Consider the following 18550-nt stretch of genomic DNA (forward strand, 5'->3'; position numbering starts at 1 on the left):
ATGGAGGAGACCGTGACGGCGGATGAGACCGTGACGACCGACGAAACTGCGATCGATGCGGCGGCGGGTCCACGCGGGAAAGTGACTTTCATCGGCGCCGGCCCCGGAGCGGCTGATCTGATCACGCTGCGCGGGGCGCGGGCGATCGGCGCGGCGGACGTCGTGATCTGGGCCTCCAGTCTCGTGCAGGAGGAAATCCTGCAGCACGCTCGGCCCGGCGCCGAGATCGTCGACTCGGCCGCGCTGCCGATCGAAGGCGTGCTGCCGTACTACGAGAAGGCCGCCGCCGAAGGGCTGCGCGTCGCGCGGGTGCACTCCGGCGATCCCGCACTGTGGGGAGCCGTCCAGGAACAGCTTGACCGCGCGCGCGAGCTCGGCCTCGAGGTGGAGATCGTGCCCGGCGTCTCGGCCTTCTCCGCCGTCGCCGCCCTCGCCCAGCGCGAGCTGACGATCCCACAGGTGGCGCAATCGGTCATCCTGACCAGGCTCGAAGGCGGCAAGACCCCGATGCCGCCGGGCGAGTCGATCCGCGCGTTCGCCGCCCACGGCACGACGATGGCCGTTTTCCTCTCCGCCGCGCGCTCCGGTCAGCTCGCCGCAGAGCTGCTGGCCGGAGGGTACGCCCCGGACACGCCGGTAATCGTCGCGTCCCGCGCCACCTGGCCAGACGAGGAACTGGCGCACTGCACCGTGGCCACGGTGGAGGAAACGGTCAAGGCGCGCAAGCTGTGGAAGCACACGCTGTTCCTGATCGGCCCGGCTCTCGGCGCGCACGGCACCCGCTCGCACCTCTACCACCCCGGGCACTTTCACGGTCACCGCCGCGCCGACCGGGCCGCTCGCGCGCAGCTGCGTGAGGCGAGCGCTGGGACCGGCGCGGTGACTGCCAGCGGTGAGACTCGGCAGGCCACGTCGGCGGACCCGAAGTAGGGTCCCGACGTGAGCGAACTTCGCGAGCCCGATCTGCCGCGCACCATGAAGACGCGCGGCGGAAAGGCGCTGCGCAGCGGCTGGACCACCGGGACCTGCTCGGCAGCGGCGGCAAAGGCGGCGACGTGCGCGCTGGTGTCGGGCGAGCCGGCCGAGCGGGTCGAGGTCTCGTTGCCCGGCAAGGACGGCCAGTGGTCGCAGCGCGTGACGTTCCCGGTCGAGCGTTGCGAAGAACTCAAGCCCGGCACATGGCAGGCCGTGGTCGTCAAGGATGCCGGCGACGATCCTGACGTCACCCACGGCGCGCACCTGACCGCGACCGTTTCTTGGCGCGAAGGCGCGAGCGGAGTCGCTGGTGCGGGCGTCGCGGCGCAGAACGCCAGCGCGATCAGCCTTGCGGGCGGAGCGATACAGCTCGAAGGTGGCGAGGGCGTCGGCGTCGTGACCAAGCCGGGTCTCGGCCTGGAGATCGGCGGCCCGGCGATCAACCCGGTGCCACGAGCGATGATCGAACGAGCCGTCAGCGAAGCACTCGAGGCCGCGGAACTAAGGCGGGGACCGGCGGCGGATGAGCGCATGCTGCGCGTGGTGATCTCCGTGCCCGGCGGCGAGGTGATGGCGCGTAAGACGACCAACCGCCGGCTCGGCATCCTCGGCGGCATTTCGATTCTCGGCACGACGGGCATCGTGCGGCCTTTCTCGACGGCGTCGTGGCGGGCATCCGTCGAACAGGCCGTCGCGGTTCTCGGCGCGCAGGCCGAAAGCACACAAGCACCGCTGCCGCCGCTCGTGCTGTGTACCGGGGGCCGCACGGAGAAGGGCGCGATGGCGTTGCTGCCGGGCCTGCCCGAGGTCTGCTTCGTCGAGGTAGGCGACTTCACCGGCGCGGCGCTACGTAAGGCAGTCGAGCACGCGGTACCGCGCGTCGTGTTCGTCGGCATGATCGGCAAGCTCACCAAGCTCGCCGCAGGCATTCTGATGACGCATTACACGCGTTCGGCGGTCGACACGGACGTCCTCGCGGATATCACGCGGCGTGCCACGAGCGACGAAGCATTAGCCGAGCGAGTGAGCGCCGCGAACACCGCGCGTCACGCTTACGAGGTCTGGCAGGACGCGGGCGCGCTGGATGCGTGCGGCCGGGTGCTGTGCGACCAGGTCGCCGACGTGCTGGAACGCTTCGCCGAGGGACGCGTCGCCGCGCGCGCTGCACTGGTCGACTTCACCGGCAAGACGCTCGTAGCCGCGAGTTCGAACTGGGCCGACGCATGAGTGCCGCAGCGGAAGGTCGTGACAAGAGGAGCGCGCGCATCGCGGTCATTGGGTGGGACGGCGCGCCGCTGTCCATCTCAGCGAGACAAGCGCTCGACGAGGCGACGCTGGTCGTTGGCGGAGCGCGCCATCTGGAGGCGCTCGGCCAAGGCCCGGCAGGGCGGCATGGGAAGAAGGACGATCGTGTCACCGTCACGCTCGGCCCCCTCGAACCCGCGTTGCGCGCCTTGGCGCAGCACGAAGGACCGGCCGTCGTCCTCGCCTCCGGTGACCCGGGCTTCTTCGGCGTGTTGCGGGCGCTTACCGACGCAGGGCTCGAACCGGCTGGCGTGTACCCGGCCGTCTCGTCGGTCGCGACTGCCTTCGCGAGGGCCGGGATCACCTGGGACGACGCGCTCGTGGTCAGCGCGCACGGCAGCGGGGACGGCCGCGAGCTGCGGCGCGCGGCGAACGTGTGCCGCGCGCACGCGAAGGTCGCCGTGCTGACCGGGCCAGGCGCGGGACCGCGAGAGCTCGCGCGCGAGCTGGTGCACGGCGGGGTCGCGAGTGAGCGAGTGCTGCTGGTCGCGCAGCGGTTAGCGCACGCTGCCGAGCGCGTCGAGCACCTGACCCTCGATGAGGCGGCGGCACGCGATGACTTCGCCGAGCCGAACGTGGCGCTGTGCCTGGATCCACGGCCAAGCTCAGGATCGAAGCGGTGGCTGGCCGGATGGAACGGGCCGAGCGCCGAGTGGGCGGTGGCGGAGTCCGCGTTCGAGCACCGAGATGGCCAGATCACGAAGGCCGAGGTGCGCGCGCTGGTGCTCGCCCGGCTCGCCCCGCGCATCGGTGACCTCGTGTGGGATCTCGGCGCCGGTTCCGGGTCGGTCGGCATCGAGTGCGCGCGGTTCGGTGCCGCCGTGATCGCCGTTGAACAGGACGCGGCTTCGTGCGGGCGCATCGCCGCGAACGCCTCGGCGCATGACGTGGACGTCGCGGTCGTGCAGGGCCGCGCGCCGGGCGTGCTCAGCGGCCTACCGCGTCCGGATGCCGTGTTCGTCGGCGGCGGCGGGATCGATGTGGTGCGCGCCGCGTTGGAGCGCGGACCGGCCAGGATCGTGGTCGCGCTGGCGAGCGTGGAGCGAGTAGGCGAAGTGGTCCGGTCATTGGAAGCGGACGGTCGAGAGGTCGGCGGGGTGTTGAGTCAGTCCTCGCGGATGGCGGCCTTGCCGGACGGGACGCACCGGTTCGCCGCTCTCAATCCTGTCTATGTCGTGTGGGGGAGTGCCGCGTGATCGGTTTGGTGGCTGTCACGGCCTCGGGGCGCGCCGCGTCCTCTGCGCTTGCCGCGGCGTGGGGCGACGAGGCCGTGCGGCGATACGCGGAGGACGGCGTGTCTGCCGGAGATGCGCTGCGCACCGCCTACGCCGAATGCGATGCAGTCGTTTCTTTCCTCGCGGTCGGGGCGACGGTCAGGGTGCTGGCTCCAGCACTGCGCGACAAGCACGAGGACCCGGCTGTCGTGTGCGTGGACGAGGCACGGCAGTTCGCGGTCTCCGTGCTCGGCGGGCACAACGGCGCGAACGAACTGGCGCAGCGCGTCGCCGAGGTGCTCGATTGCGTGCCGGTGATCACGACCGCGTCCGACGCGTCTGGGATCACGCCGCTTGATTCGTTCGGCGGGGATCTCGGGTTCGTGCTGGAGAACCCGCAGCGGCTAGCTGCTGTCGGCGCTCAGATCCTATCGGGCGAGCCGACGATGGTCTTCGGCGCGGAGCGCTGGCCGCTGCCCGCGTTGCCGCCGAATGTGACGCCGACACAGAACCCCGTGGAAGCGGACATCGTGATCAGCGATGAGCTGGTCGACATGTCCGACACGGCACTTGTATACCGTCCGGCGTCGCTGGTCATCGGCGTCGGGGCGTCGCGCGGCGTCAGCGCCCAGGAAGTACTGGACACGATCGACGCAGCGCTGGCCGCGGGCGGTTTGTCGGCAGGGTCGGTGCTGCGGCTCGCCTCGCTCGATCTGAAGGCCGACGAGGCCGGGCTGCTGGAGGCCGCGCGCTCTCGCCGTTGGCCAGTTGAGTTCCACGCGGCGGCCGATCTTGCCGCGGTCGAGGTGCCCAACCCATCGCCGGTGGTCGCGGCCGAGACCGGGACGTCATCGGTCGCTGAGGCTGCCGCTCGCTATACGGGGCCGACGCGGCCGCTGGCGGATCTGACGGTGTACAAGATCAAATCACCGATGGCGACGGCCGCGGTCGCGCGGGTGCGTCCGCGGGGCCGGCTCGCGGTGATCGGACTCGGTCCGGGCGCGCGCGATCTGCTTGCGCCGCGCGCGGTGAAGGAGCTGCGGCGAGCCAGTGTCGTGGTCGGGTTGGATCAGTACGTCGAGCAGATCAGGGACCTGTTGCGGCCAGGCACGCAGATCCGCGCCACCGCCCTCGGAGCGGAGGAAGAGCGGGCGCGAAGCGCGGTGGAGTTGGCGCGCACCGGCTTGGCGGTAGCGCTGATCGGTTCGGGTGACGCCGGCGTATACGCGATGGCGTCGCCAGCGCTGGATCACGCGGACGCCGACGACGTGGACGTGGTCTGCGTCCCGGGGATCACGGCGGCGACGGCGGCGTCGAACGTGCTGGGAGCCGCGCTCGGGCATGATCACTGTTCGATTTCGCTCTCTGATCTGCATACGCCGTGGCAGGCGATCGAGCGGCGCATCCGGGCGGCCGCGGAGGGCGACTTCGTGGTCTCCTTCTACAACCCGCGTTCCCGGCAACGCGACTGGCAGCTGGGCAAGGCGCTGGGGATCTTGGCAGCGCACCGGCCGGGTTCGACGCCGGTCGGTTGGGTGCGCAACGCGTCACGGCCGGACGAGAGCTGGGGTCTGACGACGCTGGACACATTCGATCCGGTCGTAGTCGATATGTACACGGTCGTGACGGTCGGGTGTTCGCAGTCGCGCATCGTTGGCGGTCGGTTCGTGACCCCGCGGGGGTACACGTGGGCACAGTGACGGCAGGCGCCGAGATGGCGGCCAGCGGGACGCCTGGTCAGGTCACGGGCTTGGTCGCCGAGGTCGGGGCTTGCCAGGGCTGTGGCGCATGCCTGTTGACCTGCCCGGAGCACGCTTTCCGGCCGCTCGGGAGCCGGTTGCTCGTGGTGGAAGAGCGGTGTTCGGGCTGCGGAGAGTGTGTCGAGGTGTGCCCGGTCGATGCGATCGAGCTGGTCGAGAGGGGGAGTGGCCGGTGAGGAGGGTGCACGCGATCGAACAGGAGTCGTACGCGATCCTGCGGGAGCAATTGGCCGACCGGTATCCGGCGGCCGCCGCGTGGCCGCCGTTGGCGCGCGCGGTGCTGGAGCGGGTCGTGCACGCCAGCGCCGACCTCGAATACGCCGAGGACCTGGTGTTGCCGCAGGAGCCGGTGTTGGCGCAGGCGGTCGACGCGCTGCATTCCGGCGCGCCGATCGTCGCCGATGTCGCGATGGTCGCGGCCGGCATCACCCGCCGCCCGGCCGTGTGCCGCATCACCGACCCTCGCGCGGCGCAGATCGCGGCGCAAGAAGGGCTCACGCGTTCAGCTGCGGCGCTGCGACTGGCCGCACACGAGGCCGGGCCGGGCGCGGTGTACGTGATCGGGTGCGCGCCGACCGCGCTGTTCGAGCTGATCGAGCACTGCGACGAGTACCGGCCGTTGCTGGTGATCGGCATGCCGGTCGGCTTCGTGGGCGCTACGGAGTCGAAGGCCGCGTTGCGCGCGCACGAAGGCTTGTCACCGCGGGCGGTGTCGAATCGCAGCGGCAAGGGTGGTTCGGCGGTGGCCGCCGCCGCTGTCAACGCCCTGTTGTACATCGAATCGAGCAGCGAACGCGAGCGGAGCCGAGCGTGACCTCTTTGTTGATCGTCGGGCACGGCACCCGGGACGAGGCGGGCGCGGAGCAGTTCCGGGCGTTCGTGCGGCGGGTGGGCGAGCGTGCGCAGACACGGGCGGATGCCTCGGCGGACGCGGTGGCCGGTGGCTTCATCGAGCTGTCGCCGCCGCCGTTGCGCGACGCCGTCGCGCAACTGGTGTCACAAGGGCGTCGCGATGTGGTCGCGGTGCCGTTGATCCTGCTCGCGGCGGGCCACGCTAAGGGTGACATTCCGGCGGCGCTGGCACGGGAACGGGCCCGGCACCCGGGGCTGCGCACGCGATACGCGCGACCGCTGGGAGTGCACCCGGAAATCATCGGGTTGCTGCGCAAGCGCCTAGCGGCCAGCGCGCAGCCTCGGCCCGACGCGGTACTGCTGGTAGGGCGCGGAACGACGGACCCGGACGCGAACGCGGACCTGCACCGCGCGGCCCGGCTGCTCTGGGAGACCACGCGGGAGACAGGGGTCGAGTTCGTCGAACCGGCGTTCGTTTCCCTGGCGCACCCGTCGGTCGGCGAGGGCTTGAAGCGGCTCGCGCGGCTGGGGGCGCGGCGCGTCACGGTGCTGCCGTACTTCCTGTTCGCGGGCGTGCTGCCGGACCGGATCGTGGCGCACAGCGAGCGCGCCGCCGAGCAACTGGGACTCGAGGTCACGGTCGGGCGGCTTCTGGGCGACAGCGCGCTCGCGGATGGCGACGTGCTGACGGATCTCGTCCTGGACCGATACGCCGAGGCGGTGGCTGGTCCGGTGTCGGTGAACTGCGACGCGTGCGTGTACCGGATCGCGATGCCGGGTTTCGAGGACCGGGTCGGCGCGGTGCAGCGTCCGCATGACCACCCGGACGACCCGGCCGGGCACCATCACGCCCATGCCCACGATCACGGCAGCGCACACGCGCACATCCATGCACACCAGCATCCTGGCGAACAGCTGCACGAAGCGGATCACCGCCCCCAGGTGACTCAGGACCCGCATTCGCCGGTAGTGCGTCACACCGGCCCGGCATCCGTGCGATGATCGGACGGCCATGGGATCGCAGGAGTTGAGCGGGCGCAACGCGCGGGTGACCGTCCTCGGGTTCGACGGGTCTCCCCCCTCCCCACAGGCGCGTCGGGCACTGGCCGAGGCGACGCTGGTGGTCGGGAACATCAGGCATCTGGACGCGCTGCCGATCCCGGAAACGGCGCGGCGCATCTACATGGGCGGCCTGGGTTCCGCGCTGACCCACCTGGCTTTGCACGACGGCCCCGCGGTCGTGGTCGCCTCCGGAGACCCCGGGTTCTTCGGGGTGGTGCGCGCGCTGCGCGAGCAGGAAATCAGGGTGCGTACGCTGCCGGCGATCTCCTCGGTCGCGGCCGCGTTCGGGCGCATCGGCATGGCGTGGGAGGACGCGCTCGTGGTCGCGGTGGACGCGGCCTCGGACGGGGTCGATCCGACGGAACGCACCGCGTCCAGCCGCTCGGTGTTCGACCCCGCGGCCGGCCGGCCGGTCTCCACGCTGCGCACCGCGGCGAACCTGTGCCGGGCGCACCCGAAGGTCGCGGTGCTCACCGGTCCCGGGGCAGGACCGCGGGAGCTGGCGGTCGAGTTGCTCGGCCCGGACAAGCACGCGCTGGAGCGCACGCTCGTGGTCGCGCAGCGGCTCGGCGAGCCGGAGGAGTCCGTGGAGTGGCTCAGCCTCCAGGAGGCCGCGGACCGGCACCACTGGGGTGAGCCGAGCATCGTGCTGTGCGTTGACGAAGATCGCGCCTCGCCGCCGCGCCCGCCGCTGCTGGCGGGCTGGGGTGGGCCGCCGGGAAGCTGGGCGCTGCCGGAGAACGCCTTCGTGCACCGCACCGCGCGCATCACGACCTCAGAGGCGCGGGCGCTGGTGCTCGCGCGCCTGGCGCCGCGCCCCGGGGCGCTGGTGTGGGACGTGGGCGCCGGCTCGGGCTCAGTCGGCATCGAGTGCGCGCGGCTCGGCGCGGCAGTGATCGCGGTGGAGCGGGACGCGGATTCGTGCGAGCGCATCGACCTGAACGCGACGATGCACGGTGTGCAGGTGCGGGTCGTGCGCGGCCAGGCCCCGGCGGCGCTGCTGGATCTGCCGCAGCCGGACGCGGTGATGGTCGCCGGCGGCGGGGTCGAGGTGATCCGGGCGGCGATGAACCGGGACCCGCGCATCGTGGTGGTGACGCTCATGGCGATCGACCGGGTCGCGGAGGCCAAGGCGGCGTTGAAGGTCTCCGGGCGCAAGGTGGACGGAGTGCTGCTGCAATCCTCGCGCCTCGCGCCCATGCCCGGAGACGCGCACCGGTTCGCGGCGGTCAACCCGATTTTCGTGCTGTGGGGCGAGCGCCTGTGAGCGCGCCCGGAGTGTCCGGCGCCGCGGGTCCTTACCGGTGCAACGGGTCTGGGGCGCGGTCGCGTCAGTCTTCCGAGTGGACCGCGTCACTCACTCGGACCGCCTACCGGTTCCGGGGGTGGCGGGCAGTGGCCAATACTGGCTCGCGGACGCGGCGTGCGGCCGGCGGGCTTTTCCGGCCGTCGGTGAATCCCGATAGGGTACGTGATCGCCTCGCCGGCGGCGGGGGCGGGCAGGTTGCGCCTGAAGCCGGGCCGGTTTCGCGTGTGGTGTGCGCGGAGCGCCGGTCGGCGTGGGCCACTGGGATCGAGGAGGCGTGATGAGCGGCACCGAGGAGTTCGGGAACGGCGGCTACGGTACGGGTGAGTTCGACCGTGCCGGGGCCGAGGCCGGGCCCGGCGCGGCCGCGCGTACCGCGCCTCCGACGGGCCCCAGGGTGCCGGCGGCGGGAGTACCGCATCAGGGTCCTGCGGCCGGTGGTGACGCGACCGGCGGCGCGGGAGCCGGGAGCGGAACCGGGGCCGCAGCGCCGTGGTTGGCGGCTGGCGGCAGCGTGCCGTACGCGGAAGCGGTGTTCGGCGCGGCGGGGCAGCCGGACGGGACCGGACAGCGCGCCGTGGGCGCGGGCCGGCGCGGGGTGCCGGACGCGCAGCAGCGGCCTGCTGCAGGAGCCGCGGGCGCGCAGGTTCCGCCGCCGCGGGCGCAACAGCAGCAGGGGCCGGGTTCAGGGGACGTGGGTTACGGCGGCGAAGCGTACGGCGAGGGGTACGTCAACGGATACGGATCGCGTGCGGGCGGCGTAGCGCAGGTCCCGCAGCAGCGGTTCGACGCGTCGCCGTTTGATTCCGGGTTCACCCAGCAGGGCCGGCGCTTTGATCCGCGCGAGCAGTCCCGCCCGGGCAGCTACGAGGCAGTGGCGGGCGGACAGCCGCCGCCGCAGCAACAGCAGCAGTCAGGACAGCCAGGACAAGCGGGGCAATCAGGGTTCGAACGCGGCGGGTACGACCCGGCTGCCTCGGGTGTGGCACCGGGGGCCGGGTTCGAGCGGCAGGGTTACGAGTCTGGCGCGTACGAGCAGGCCGGTCCGCCGCCTGGGTTCGATGCGCCGACCACGGAGTTTCGTCCCGGGCCGATGTTCGACGAGCCGACCGTGCGCCCTGGGGCGCCTGCTCCCGCGCCGTCGCCGAACGGGCAGCAGCAGCCGCAGGTGGGTGCCGGGGCCGCGCCGGGCGCGGGTGTGCAGGGCGCGCCGGGCGGGTTGAACGGCCGCGGTTCGGTGTTCGCCTCGAGGCAGGCCCCGGTTAACGGTGCACCGCAGGCCGCGGGACCGGCGGCTTCGGGTACAACGCAGCGTCCGTCGATGAGCGGTCCGGGGACGTGGACGGCAGCCCCTCCGCCAGCGCAGCAGGGCTCTGCGTCACCGGCGCAGGGACCGGCCGGCGCACCGCAGGAGCAGCAGCCGTCGCAGGATTCGGCGCAGCCGGTTTCGGCGGGCGGTTCCGGGCAAGTACCGCTCGGGCAGCCTTCGATCTCCGGGATTCCACGGGTGCCCTCGCCGACCACCGCGGGTGCTAGACCAGCGGTTCCGGACGAGCCGCTGCCCGGGCCGCCGCCGCTGCCGACCCGTCCGCCGCGCGCGGAACGTCAGGCCCAGCAGGCCGCCCAGGCGCAAGCCCGCAATCAGGGGACTGCTTCCGCGCAGCAGGCCGCGGCTCAGCGCGAGACGCTGACGCCGCCGCGGCGGCCGGTCGGCGTGCCACAACAACCCCAACAGCAGCCGCAGGCGCAGGCTCAAACCCCGCAGGCACAGGCGCAGCAACAACCGCAGCAGGCGCAGGGGTCGGTTGGGCAGCAAGCTGTGCAGCCGCCTGCGCCACAGCAGGAGCGCGCCGCCGACGACCTGAGCAGCGAGCGGCTGCGGTCCGTCGCCCCGGTGCCTCCGTCTCGCGCCGCGGTGAGCGAGAGCCCGGCCGCCACCGCCACCCGGCCGGCTTCGTCAGGATCCTTCGACGCGCTTGCCGAAGAAGGTCTAGAAGCTCAGCAGCCATATGGCGATGAAGCGGTCGCCGTGTGGCAAGCGCCGAGCGCTGACGCCGGCACCGCCGGGGTTCAGCAGCAGTCCGCGCGCCCGGGCACCGGACAGGTGCCGTTGCCCGCGCAGCCGCAGCAGCAGAGCCCGAACACCGCGCCGCAGCAGAACCCTGGACAGCAGAACCCTGGACAGCAGAACACCGTGCACCAGAACCCCGGACGGCAGAACACAGCACCGCCTAACGCGGTGCCGCAGAACAGTGTGCAATCGAACACCGTGCAATCGAACGCCGTGCAGCCGAACACCGTGCAGCCGAACGCTGCGCCGCAGCAAGCGTCCGCGCAGGTCGCCGCGGCCGTACAGAGCGCGGCACCCAGCCGCGCTGAAGCCGCTGCCGCCTCACGCGCGCGAGTCCAGGCGCCCGGCCAACAGCATGCTCAGCCACAAGGCCAGGTGCAATCGCCGCTCCAGGCTGGGGCCGCGGCCCCGCAAGCGCAAACGGCTCCCGGAACCGCCGCCGCAGCCCAAGCGCCGCACGCTGCGCCGCAGAACTCTGTCCAGGCTGCCGCTGCCGCGGCCGCCGCGCAGCTGCAACGCCAGCAGGCCCCTGCGCAGGGCGCCGCCGCTCCCACTGCGGTAGCGCCGCAGCAACAACCGCCGCAGACCTCCGCGCCGACCACTGCTGCACCTGCTCCGCGTGCTGCTCCTTCCGCGGCTACTCCCGCCGCCAGTCCTGCCGCAGCTGCCACCGCGGAAGCGGCCACGCCGACCATGCCCCCGCCCCGCGGCACCCGCCGCCGCGTCGCAGAGTCCGCACCCGGCACCGCACCTGCCGCACCCGGACCCGCCAAAACGGAACCGGCCACCGCCTCGGCGAGCGCCCCCGCACAAACCCCGGCCGGTCCGCAGCAAGCAGTCTCCACAAGCGCCGCGCCCGCTCCAATCGCATCCCAGCCCGCAGCCACCACTCCCACTCCCACCACGTCGTCACCCGCCCAAAAGCAGAACACTGCCGCGCCGCAGGACCAGCAGGACGCCGGCGACGATTCACACCGCGCGCCCGCCTACGAGGACGACGCGCTCGCCGCCGTCTACCGGGTCATCCACGAGCGGCGCGACGTGCGCAACGACTTCCTGCCCGACGAGTTCCCCACCGAGACCCTCACCCGGATCCTCGAGGCCGCGCACACCGCACCCTCCGTCGGGTTCTCCCAGCCCTGGGACTTCCTGGTCATCCGCGACGAGGCCATGCGCCGACGCGTGCACGACCTGGCCGTACGTCAGCGCCGCTCCTACGCCGCGTCCCTGCCGAAGGCCCGCGCCCGCGCGTTCGCCGCCCTCAAGATCGAGGCGATCCTCGACACCCCGGTCAACATCGTGGTCACCTGCGACCCCACCCGCGGTGGCAGGCACACCCTCGGCCGCTACACCCAGCCGATGATGGCACCCTTCTCCTCCTGCCTCGCGGTGGAGAACCTCTGGCTGGCCGCCCGCGCCGAAGGCCTCGGCGTGGGCTGGGTCTCCTTCTTCGACGAGCGGGAACTGGCCGCCGTCCTCGATTTGCCCGACCATCTGCAGGTCGTGGCGTATCTTTGTGTCGGATATGTCAAGTCCTTCCCGCAGGAGCCGGAACTGGCCGGAGCCGGATGGGCCAAACGCCGACCGCTGGCGTGGGCCGTGCACGAAGAGCGCTTCGGACGGCGCGCGCTGCCCGGCGCGCAGCCGATCTCGCTGCTGGGCGAGACCGTCGACGCGATCCGCGGTCTCGACCCCGAGGCACTGGCCGCCGCGCGCGACCGGCAGTCGCGCATGACCAAGCCACCCGGATCGCTCGGCGTGCTGGAAGCGGTCTCCGAGCAACTGGCCGGGCTCGCCGGCGTGTGCCCACCGCCACTTCCCGAACCCGCGGCCCTCGCGGTGTTCGCCGCCGACCACGGCGTACACGCCCAGGGCGTGACTCCCTGGCCGCAGGAAGTCACCGCGCAGATGGTCGCGAACTTCCTCGCCGGCGGCGCGGTGGTCAACGCGTTCGCCAAGCAGGTCGGCGCCGAGGTGTGCGTCGTGGACGTCGGCGTGAACGCGGAACTGACCGCGCAAAGCGGCCTGATCCCGCGCAAGGTGCGCTACGGCACCGCGGACATGACCCAAGGCCCCGCGCTGACTCGCGAAGAAGTCGTCGCGGCCCTGGAAGCTGGCATCGAGACCGCACGCGACCTGGTCGCGGCCGGCAACCGGTGCCTGCTGACCGGGGACATGGGCATCGCCAACACCACCGCGTCGGCGGCACTGATCGCAGCGTTCACCGGGGCATCCCCGGCGCAGGTGACCGGCTACGGCACCGGAATCGACGAGCAGACCTACGCGCACAAGGTCGAGGTCGTGCGCGCGGCGCTGCAACTGCACCGGCCCGACCCGCAAGACCCGCTCGGGGTGCTCGCGGCGTTCGGCGGCCTAGAGCACGCCGCCCTGGCCGGGTTCATCCTCGGCGCGGCCGCGCTGCGCATCCCGGTGGTGCTCGACGGCGTGATCGCCGGGGCTGCCGCACTGGTCGCGCAGGCGCTGAGCCCGGAGGTCACCGTGGCCTGCGTCGCCGGACACCGCTCCGCCGAACCCGGGCACGCGCTCGCGCTCGAGGCTCTCGGCATCACCCCGCTGATCGACCTGGAACTGCGTCTCGGCGAAGGTTCCGGCGCCGCGCTCGCCCTGCCGCTGGTCGGCGCGGCTGTGCGCGCGCTGCGGGAAGTCGCCACCTTCGACGACGCGGGCGTGGCCGACGCGAGCGAGGCCAGCGTGCTGCCGCCCACCGAACGGGAACGCACGTGACCGTCACCCCGCCCCCGGGCGGAGCGCAAAACCACGGCGCGTCCGAGTCGACGACCGCGGACCCGTACCTGGCCGGTTTGCGGCTCTCCGGACGACGCGTCGTCGTGGTCGGCGGCGGACCGGTCGCCGCGCGCCGCGTCGCCGGACTGCTTGGTGCCGGCGCGCACGTCGAGCTGATCGCCCCGCACGCGACCCCGGCGCTCGACGCCCTTGCCGCAGCCGGCGGCATCACCTGGCACGAGCGCCCTTACCAGGACGGCGACCTAGCCGGGGCGTGGTATGCCGTGGCCGCCACCGACGTCCCCTCGGTCAACGCGGCGGTCGCTGCCGAAGCCGAAACGGCACGTGTCTTCTGCTCCCGCGCCGACGACGCCGCATCCTCCACCGCTTGGACCCCCGCGGTCGGGCAGCACGCAGGAGTGCAGGTAGCGGTCCTGAGCCCCGGAGTGCTGCACGGCGGTGACCCGCGCCGCTCGCAGCGAGTGCGCGACGCTGTCATCGAAGGCCTGCGTGAGGGCACTCTCAACGCCCCCCGCTTCCGCGAACGCCCCGCCGGGGTGGCGCTGGTCGGGGGTGGTCCCGGAGACCCGGACCTGATCACCGTGCGCGGCCGACGGCTGCTCGCGGAGGCCGACGTCGTGGTCGCCGACCACCTCGCCCCCCAAGCGCTGCTCGACCAGCTCGCCCCCGACGTCGAATTGGTCGACGCCGCGAAAATCCCCTATGGGCGCGCGATGGCGCAGCAGGAAATCAACCGGATCCTGATCGAACGCGCCAAAGCCGGCCGGTTCGTGGTGCGGCTCAAAGGCGGCGACCCGTACGTGTTCGGCCGCGGCTACGAGGAGCTGCTCGCCTGCACCGAAGCCGGCATCCCGGTCACCGTCGTACCGGGCATCACCAGCGCGGTAGCCGTCCCGGCGCTGGCGGGCATCCCGGTCACGCACCGCGGCGTGGCGCACGACTTCACCGTCGTCTCCGGGCACATCGCCCCGGACCACCCAGACTCGCTGGTGGACTGGGCCGCGCTCGCACGCACCCGCGGCACGGTGGTGTTGCTGATGGCGGTCCCGCGGATCGGCGCGATCGCCGACACGCTGATCGGGCACGGTAAGGACCCTGCGACGCCGCTGGCGGCGATCCAGGACGGTGCGCTGCCTGGACAGCGCACGGTGCACTCCACCCTCGCGAACGCGGCGGCGGACCTGGCGGCCGCCGGGTTGCGCCCGCCGGCGATCATCGTGCTCGGCCCCGTGGTCGCCCTCGCCCGCGACACGGCCCGGGCGGCGCGGGAGCCCTGATCGACATGCTCGACACGCCGCTGGAACCCGCGGACCTCGCGCAGCGGCTGGTGCGCATCGAGGAGCCCGACGACACGCGGCTGCGCGACTACGTGGGCCTGACGGACATGCAGCTGCGCACCCGTACCGAACCCGAAGCCGGCCTGTTCATCGCCGAAGGCGAGAAGGTCATCGAGCGCGCCGTCGACGCCGGATACCCGATGCGCTCGATGCTGCTGTCCGACAAATGGCTGCCCGTGATGGCCCCTGTCCTCGCCCGCACCAGCGCCCCGGTGTACGTCGCCGCGAGCGACCTGCTCGAGCGGGTCACCGGGTTCCACGTGCACCGCGGCGCCCTGGCCGCGATGGGCCGGCTGCCGCTGCGCGACCCCGCCGAACTGCTGGAGCGCTCGCGGCGGGTCGTGGTGCTGGAGAAGGTCAACAACCACACCAACATCGGCGCGATCTTCCGCAGCGCCGCCGCGCTCGGCATGGACGCGGTGCTGCTCGCCCCGGACTGCGCCGACCCGCTCTACCGGCGGGCCGTGCGCGTCTCGATGGGCACCGTGTTCGCCGTCCCATACGCCCGCCTCGGCGCGGACCCGGCCGGCCCACTCTGGCCCCGCGCCCTGGACCTGCTGGCCGACAGCGGCTACCGGCGCCTCGCGCTCACTCCGGCGCCGGACGCGATCGACCTGCGCGCACTGCGCCTGGAAAAGGGGCAGAAGGTGGCGCTGCTGCTCGGCTCCGAGGGCGATGGCCTATCGCCGCGGGCGCTGGCGGCCTGCGACCTACGCGTGCGCATCCCGATGTCCGAGGGCGTCGACTCACTGAACGTCGCCGCGGCGGCCGCCGTCGCCTGCTACGCCCTGACCAGCTGACCGCACTGTCCAGCTGGACGGGACAACATCGCGCGGCGAGAGCGGCCTACGCGCCGACAGCCGCGAGGCGTTCCTTGCGCAGCCGTAGATGCCAGCCGTCGTCCACAGGCGATGCGGCCGAGTTGCCGTCCGCCCAGGACAGGACGAGGTCGGCCAGGGCTGGGTTACGCGCGAGCGCCGGACCGTGCAGGTACGTGCACGCGATCTTCCCGCTGTGCGCGCCCTCGGTGCCGGAGCCCGCGCCGTTGCCGTGGCCGGTCCGCACCGCACCCAGAGGCCGCACACCCTCGCCCAGCAGCGTGGTGCCCATGTGGTTCTCGAAGCCGGTCAGCACGCCCAGCCCCGTACCGCCGACCGTCAGCTGCGAGTCGGCGTCCGCGACCACCTCGCCGACGCAGCGCACACTGCCGCGGTGCGAGGTCACATCGATCAGACCGAGCGCCGGCAACACGCCCTCCTGCTCGTCGTAGAAGGTGTGACCCATCAGCTGGAATCCCGCGCACACCGCGAGCACCGCCGCGCCGCGCTGCACGGCGCGCGTGAGACCCGGGTCCTTGCGCAGCCGCTCGGCGGCCAGGCGCTGCGGGCGATCCTCGCCGCCGCCGATCAGGTAGATGTCACCCTGCTCGGGCACCGGCTGGTCGCTGCGCACGTCAACGCGCTCCACCGCATGCCCGCGCGCCGCCGCCCGGTACGCCAGAATCAGCGCATTGCCCTGATCGCCGTAGGTCGACAGCAGATCCGGGTAGATCCACACGATCCGCAGCGCGCTCTGTCCCGCCCTGCCTGCAAACCCTGCCACGCTCACGCACCCACCTTCGCCCGCAGCTGCTGGAACGCCGTGTAGTTCGCGATCACGTCGATCAATCCCTCAGGCGCTGCGTCGACAGCGGCGTCCACGTCGTCGTATACGGTGAAGGTCACGCCGGCGACCTGCAGACGCACCGCCAGATCCAGGCGCCGCTGCCCGATCACCAGCACCGGCCGGCCGGCCAGGCGCGTGTAATCCACGTCCCACAGCCACGAGGTGTCCGTGCCGTCCGCGGCCAGCGCGTTGACCGACAGCAGCACCGGGTGCCCGGCGCCGCCGCCGTCGGCCCTGCCCGCGTCAGCCTCGGCCGCCACCAGGTCGAAGGTCTCCAGCCATCCGGCCGGGTTCTTCGCCAGCAGCAGCCGCAGCCGCCGCCCCCGGTAGGTGACCGTGTCGTAGCGGCCCGCGACCGCGGTGACCTGCTCCATGCGCGCCACCGCGCGCTGCGGGTCCACGCCGAAGAGCGAGGCGACAGCCGCGGCGGTCGTCGCATTGGCGCGATTCGCCCGCCCAGGCAGCTGCAGCCCGGCCAGGGGCACCCGCACGCCCAACGGGTCGCGCAGCGCGTCACCGTCCAAGCGCCATGTGGGCTCGGGCCGACGGAAGTCGCACGCGGCGCAATGCCAGTCGTCGCCCGGGCGTTGCAGCACCCCGCCGCAGCGCGGACAGGACCAGGCGTCCTCCTGCCACGCCTGCCCGGCCGCGACCCAGACCACGTTGTCGGCTTCGCCCGCGGCCCACACCACGAGCGGGTCGTCGCAGTTGGCCACGACGGTCGCGTCGGTGCCACCGAGCCCGTCGCGCCAGCGCTGGGCGAGCATCCGGGTTTCGGCGGCCCGGTCGAGCTGGTCGCGCGAGAGGTTCAGCAGCGCGATCACCCGCGGTTTCGTCTGCGCGGCGACCGAGGGCAGGTATTTCTCGTCGACCTCGATCACGGCGTGCCGCGCGTCGCGGTCGGTGGCCATCGCGGCGGTGATCCCGGCGGGCATGTTCGCGCCCAGCGCGTTGGACACCACCGGGCCCAGCGCCCGCAGCGCCTCGGCGATCAGCCGGGTGGTGGTGGTCTTGCCGTTGGTCGCGGACACCAGCACGCAGTCGCGCCCCGCGGTCAGCCGCGCCAGCAGCTGCGGGTCCAGGCGCAGGGCGACGCGGCCGCCGATCACCGCGCCGGAGCCTCGGCCGGCCGCGCGCGAGACCGCGCCGGTCACCTTGCCCGCCGCCACCGCGACCTTCGCGCGCGCGGGCAGCGGACCGCCCACCTCGCCTGCCGCATCGTGGTCGTGCCCGCTTGCCACCGTCGTCGTCACCCGGTGCCCTTCCGTTCCGCCGCCGCCGCGCCACGCCGAACCAGCCAGGCCGGCCGGGCCGCCTTATTGAAGCGCGGCGCGGCGCACATGCTACCGCCCGCCATGATCGGCCGTGTTACCGGCGGCCACCGCGGCGAGCAGTGGACCGGCATCTGACGGCGAGTCAGCGGGGTGCCGAGCCTGCCGGATCTAGAACAGCGCCAGGTCCGCACACGAGCGCACGGTGCGCCGCGACGTGCGGCCGCCGGGCACCTGGACCTCCACCGGATCGCCGAACTCGAACAGGTCCACCGTTACCGCGTGATCCGCGGTCGGGTCGTCGGCCGGGGTCCAGTGCGCCAACTCCAGGCGCAACCGCACGATCCGCGTACCGCCCTCGCCTGCGCTCGCGTCCGCGTCGTCGGCGCCGGAGAAATCCGGGACCGCTTCGGCCGCGCCCGCTGACTGGTCCACGAACGCTGTGACCACCAGCGTGTTCGCGCCATGGTCGCGCAACTGCCGGGCCAGGCGAGCCAGCACCCGATCCGGATCTCCGGGCTTCGGCTTGAGCGTGACGGCGTACCCGGACAGCATCCGGCCGTCGAACTCCTGGCGTCCCGCGGCCGTCACCGCGCCCGCCGCGCGCACCCCGGCCGCCAGGACCGCGGGCTCCGCGTAGGCGTGTACGCCGCAGGCGTCGTGTTCACTGAACGTCTGCCACGCCAATGCCGGCGCATCCCCATCCTTCTCGTCTGCGTCCAGGGAATGCTCGTCTGCGGCGATCGCGTCCTCGGAGGGGTCCACGCCGTCGACATCCGCGTCGGTCTCTGTCACCTCGTCCTCTGTCACCTCGTCAGACTCCGTCGCCTCTGCGTCGGACTCGGCGTCAAGCTCGATGTCCGCGTCGTCGTCGGACTCGTCTGACTCGTCGAGCTCCTCATCGGCGTCCAGCTCCGCCTCGGCCTCGATCTCGGCGTCGTCGTCGAAAGCGTCGTCGTCGTCCTC

Annotated in this window: 13 protein-coding genes and 1 pseudogene; 11 read left to right on the plus strand and 3 right to left on the minus strand. The window is 72.6% G+C overall.

Annotated elements, in window-relative coordinates; genetic code table 11:
• The 11 genes from cobM (at position 1) to VN779_RS15070 (ending at position 15448) form a co-directional block, all read left to right on the plus strand.
• Positions 1-930 (plus strand): precorrin-4 C(11)-methyltransferase, encoded by a 930-nt coding sequence (gene cobM, locus VN779_RS15025; RefSeq protein ID WP_325723654.1) that lies wholly within the window; start codon positions 1-3, stop codon positions 928-930.
• 45 nt (positions 931-975) lie between these two features.
• The gene (gene cbiD / locus VN779_RS15030; protein WP_349260806.1) at positions 976-2202 is read left to right on the plus strand and encodes a cobalt-precorrin-5B (C(1))-methyltransferase CbiD; all 1227 of its coding nucleotides are present in this window, start codon (positions 976-978) and stop codon (positions 2200-2202) included.
• Positions 2199-3476, plus strand: a complete 1278-nt coding sequence (gene cbiE / locus VN779_RS15035; protein WP_325723658.1) for a precorrin-6y C5,15-methyltransferase (decarboxylating) subunit CbiE — start codon at positions 2199-2201, stop codon at positions 3474-3476. Before cbiD ends, cbiE (VN779_RS15035) begins: the two co-directional genes overlap by 4 nt.
• The gene (cobJ, locus tag VN779_RS15040) at positions 3473-5194 is read left to right on the plus strand and encodes a precorrin-3B C(17)-methyltransferase (protein WP_325723660.1); all 1722 of its coding nucleotides are present in this window, start codon (positions 3473-3475) and stop codon (positions 5192-5194) included. Before cbiE (VN779_RS15035) ends, cobJ begins: the two co-directional genes overlap by 4 nt.
• Positions 5195-5208: 14 nt before the next feature.
• Complete coding sequence (locus VN779_RS26490; RefSeq protein ID WP_349260807.1) at positions 5209-5430, plus strand: indolepyruvate ferredoxin oxidoreductase subunit alpha; 222 nt, start codon at positions 5209-5211, stop codon at positions 5428-5430.
• Positions 5427-6068 carry a precorrin-8X methylmutase gene (locus tag VN779_RS15045; protein WP_325723662.1) on the plus strand — a complete coding sequence of 214 codons (642 nt, stop codon included), beginning with the start codon at positions 5427-5429 and terminating at the stop codon, positions 6066-6068. The genes VN779_RS26490 and VN779_RS15045 overlap by 4 nt, the downstream gene beginning before the upstream one ends.
• The gene (locus VN779_RS15050; RefSeq protein WP_325723664.1) at positions 6065-7108 is read left to right on the plus strand and encodes a sirohydrochlorin chelatase; all 1044 of its coding nucleotides are present in this window, start codon (positions 6065-6067) and stop codon (positions 7106-7108) included. The genes VN779_RS15045 and VN779_RS15050 overlap by 4 nt, the downstream gene beginning before the upstream one ends.
• Positions 7109-7118: 10 nt before the next feature.
• Positions 7119-8435 (plus strand): precorrin-6y C5,15-methyltransferase (decarboxylating) subunit CbiE, encoded by a 1317-nt coding sequence (cbiE, locus tag VN779_RS15055; protein ID WP_325723666.1) that lies wholly within the window; start codon positions 7119-7121, stop codon positions 8433-8435.
• Between the two features lie 319 nt (positions 8436-8754).
• Entirely contained in the window at positions 8755-13290 is a 4536-nt protein-coding gene (gene cobT / locus VN779_RS15060) for a nicotinate-nucleotide--dimethylbenzimidazole phosphoribosyltransferase (protein WP_325723669.1), read from the plus strand.
• Between the two features lie 68 nt (positions 13291-13358).
• Positions 13359-14588 (plus strand): uroporphyrinogen-III C-methyltransferase, encoded by a 1230-nt coding sequence (gene cobA, locus VN779_RS15065; RefSeq protein WP_349260808.1) that lies wholly within the window; start codon positions 13359-13361, stop codon positions 14586-14588.
• 5 nt (positions 14589-14593) lie between these two features.
• On the plus strand, positions 14594-15448 hold the full coding sequence (locus VN779_RS15070; protein ID WP_325723672.1) for an RNA methyltransferase: 855 nt from the start codon (positions 14594-14596) through the stop codon (positions 15446-15448).
• Positions 15449-15494: 46 nt separating this feature from the next.
• Here the strand turns inward: VN779_RS15070 and VN779_RS15075 are convergent, their stop codons facing one another.
• The 3 genes and pseudogenes from VN779_RS15075 to VN779_RS15085 all read right to left on the minus strand — a co-directional run.
• Entirely contained in the window at positions 15495-16250 is a 756-nt protein-coding gene (locus VN779_RS15075; RefSeq protein ID WP_349260809.1) for a glutamine amidotransferase, read from the minus strand.
• A gap of 2 nt (positions 16251-16252) precedes the next feature.
• A complete protein-coding gene (locus VN779_RS15080) occupies positions 16253-17518 on the minus strand; it encodes a MurT ligase domain-containing protein (protein WP_349260810.1) in 1266 nt (421 codons plus the stop codon).
• Positions 17519-17755: 237 nt separating this feature from the next.
• Positions 17756-18550: pseudogene (locus VN779_RS15085) on the minus strand (hypothetical protein); the annotation flags it as partial.

This window comes from Actinocrinis sp., assembly GCF_035605935.1.
Taxonomy (GTDB): Bacteria; Actinomycetota; Actinomycetes; order Streptomycetales; family Catenulisporaceae; genus Actinocrinis.

Bases quoted from the DNA above. Each gene is read 5' to 3' on its own strand.
- cobM (WP_325723654.1), top strand. From the start codon at position 1: ATGGAGGAGACCGTGACGGCGGATGAGACCGTGACGACCGACGAAACT.
- cbiD (WP_349260806.1), top strand. From the start codon at position 976: ATGAAGACGCGCGGCGGAAAGGCGCTGCGCAGCGGCTGGACCACCGGG.
- cbiE (WP_325723658.1), top strand. From the start codon at position 2,199: ATGAGTGCCGCAGCGGAAGGTCGTGACAAGAGGAGCGCGCGCATCGCG.
- VN779_RS26490 (WP_349260807.1), top strand. From the start codon at position 5,209: ATGGCGGCCAGCGGGACGCCTGGTCAGGTCACGGGCTTGGTCGCCGAG.
- cbiE (WP_325723666.1), top strand. From the start codon at position 7,119: ATGGGATCGCAGGAGTTGAGCGGGCGCAACGCGCGGGTGACCGTCCTC.
- cobT (WP_325723669.1), top strand. From the start codon at position 8,755: ATGAGCGGCACCGAGGAGTTCGGGAACGGCGGCTACGGTACGGGTGAG.
- VN779_RS15070 (WP_325723672.1), top strand. From the start codon at position 14,594: ATGCTCGACACGCCGCTGGAACCCGCGGACCTCGCGCAGCGGCTGGTG.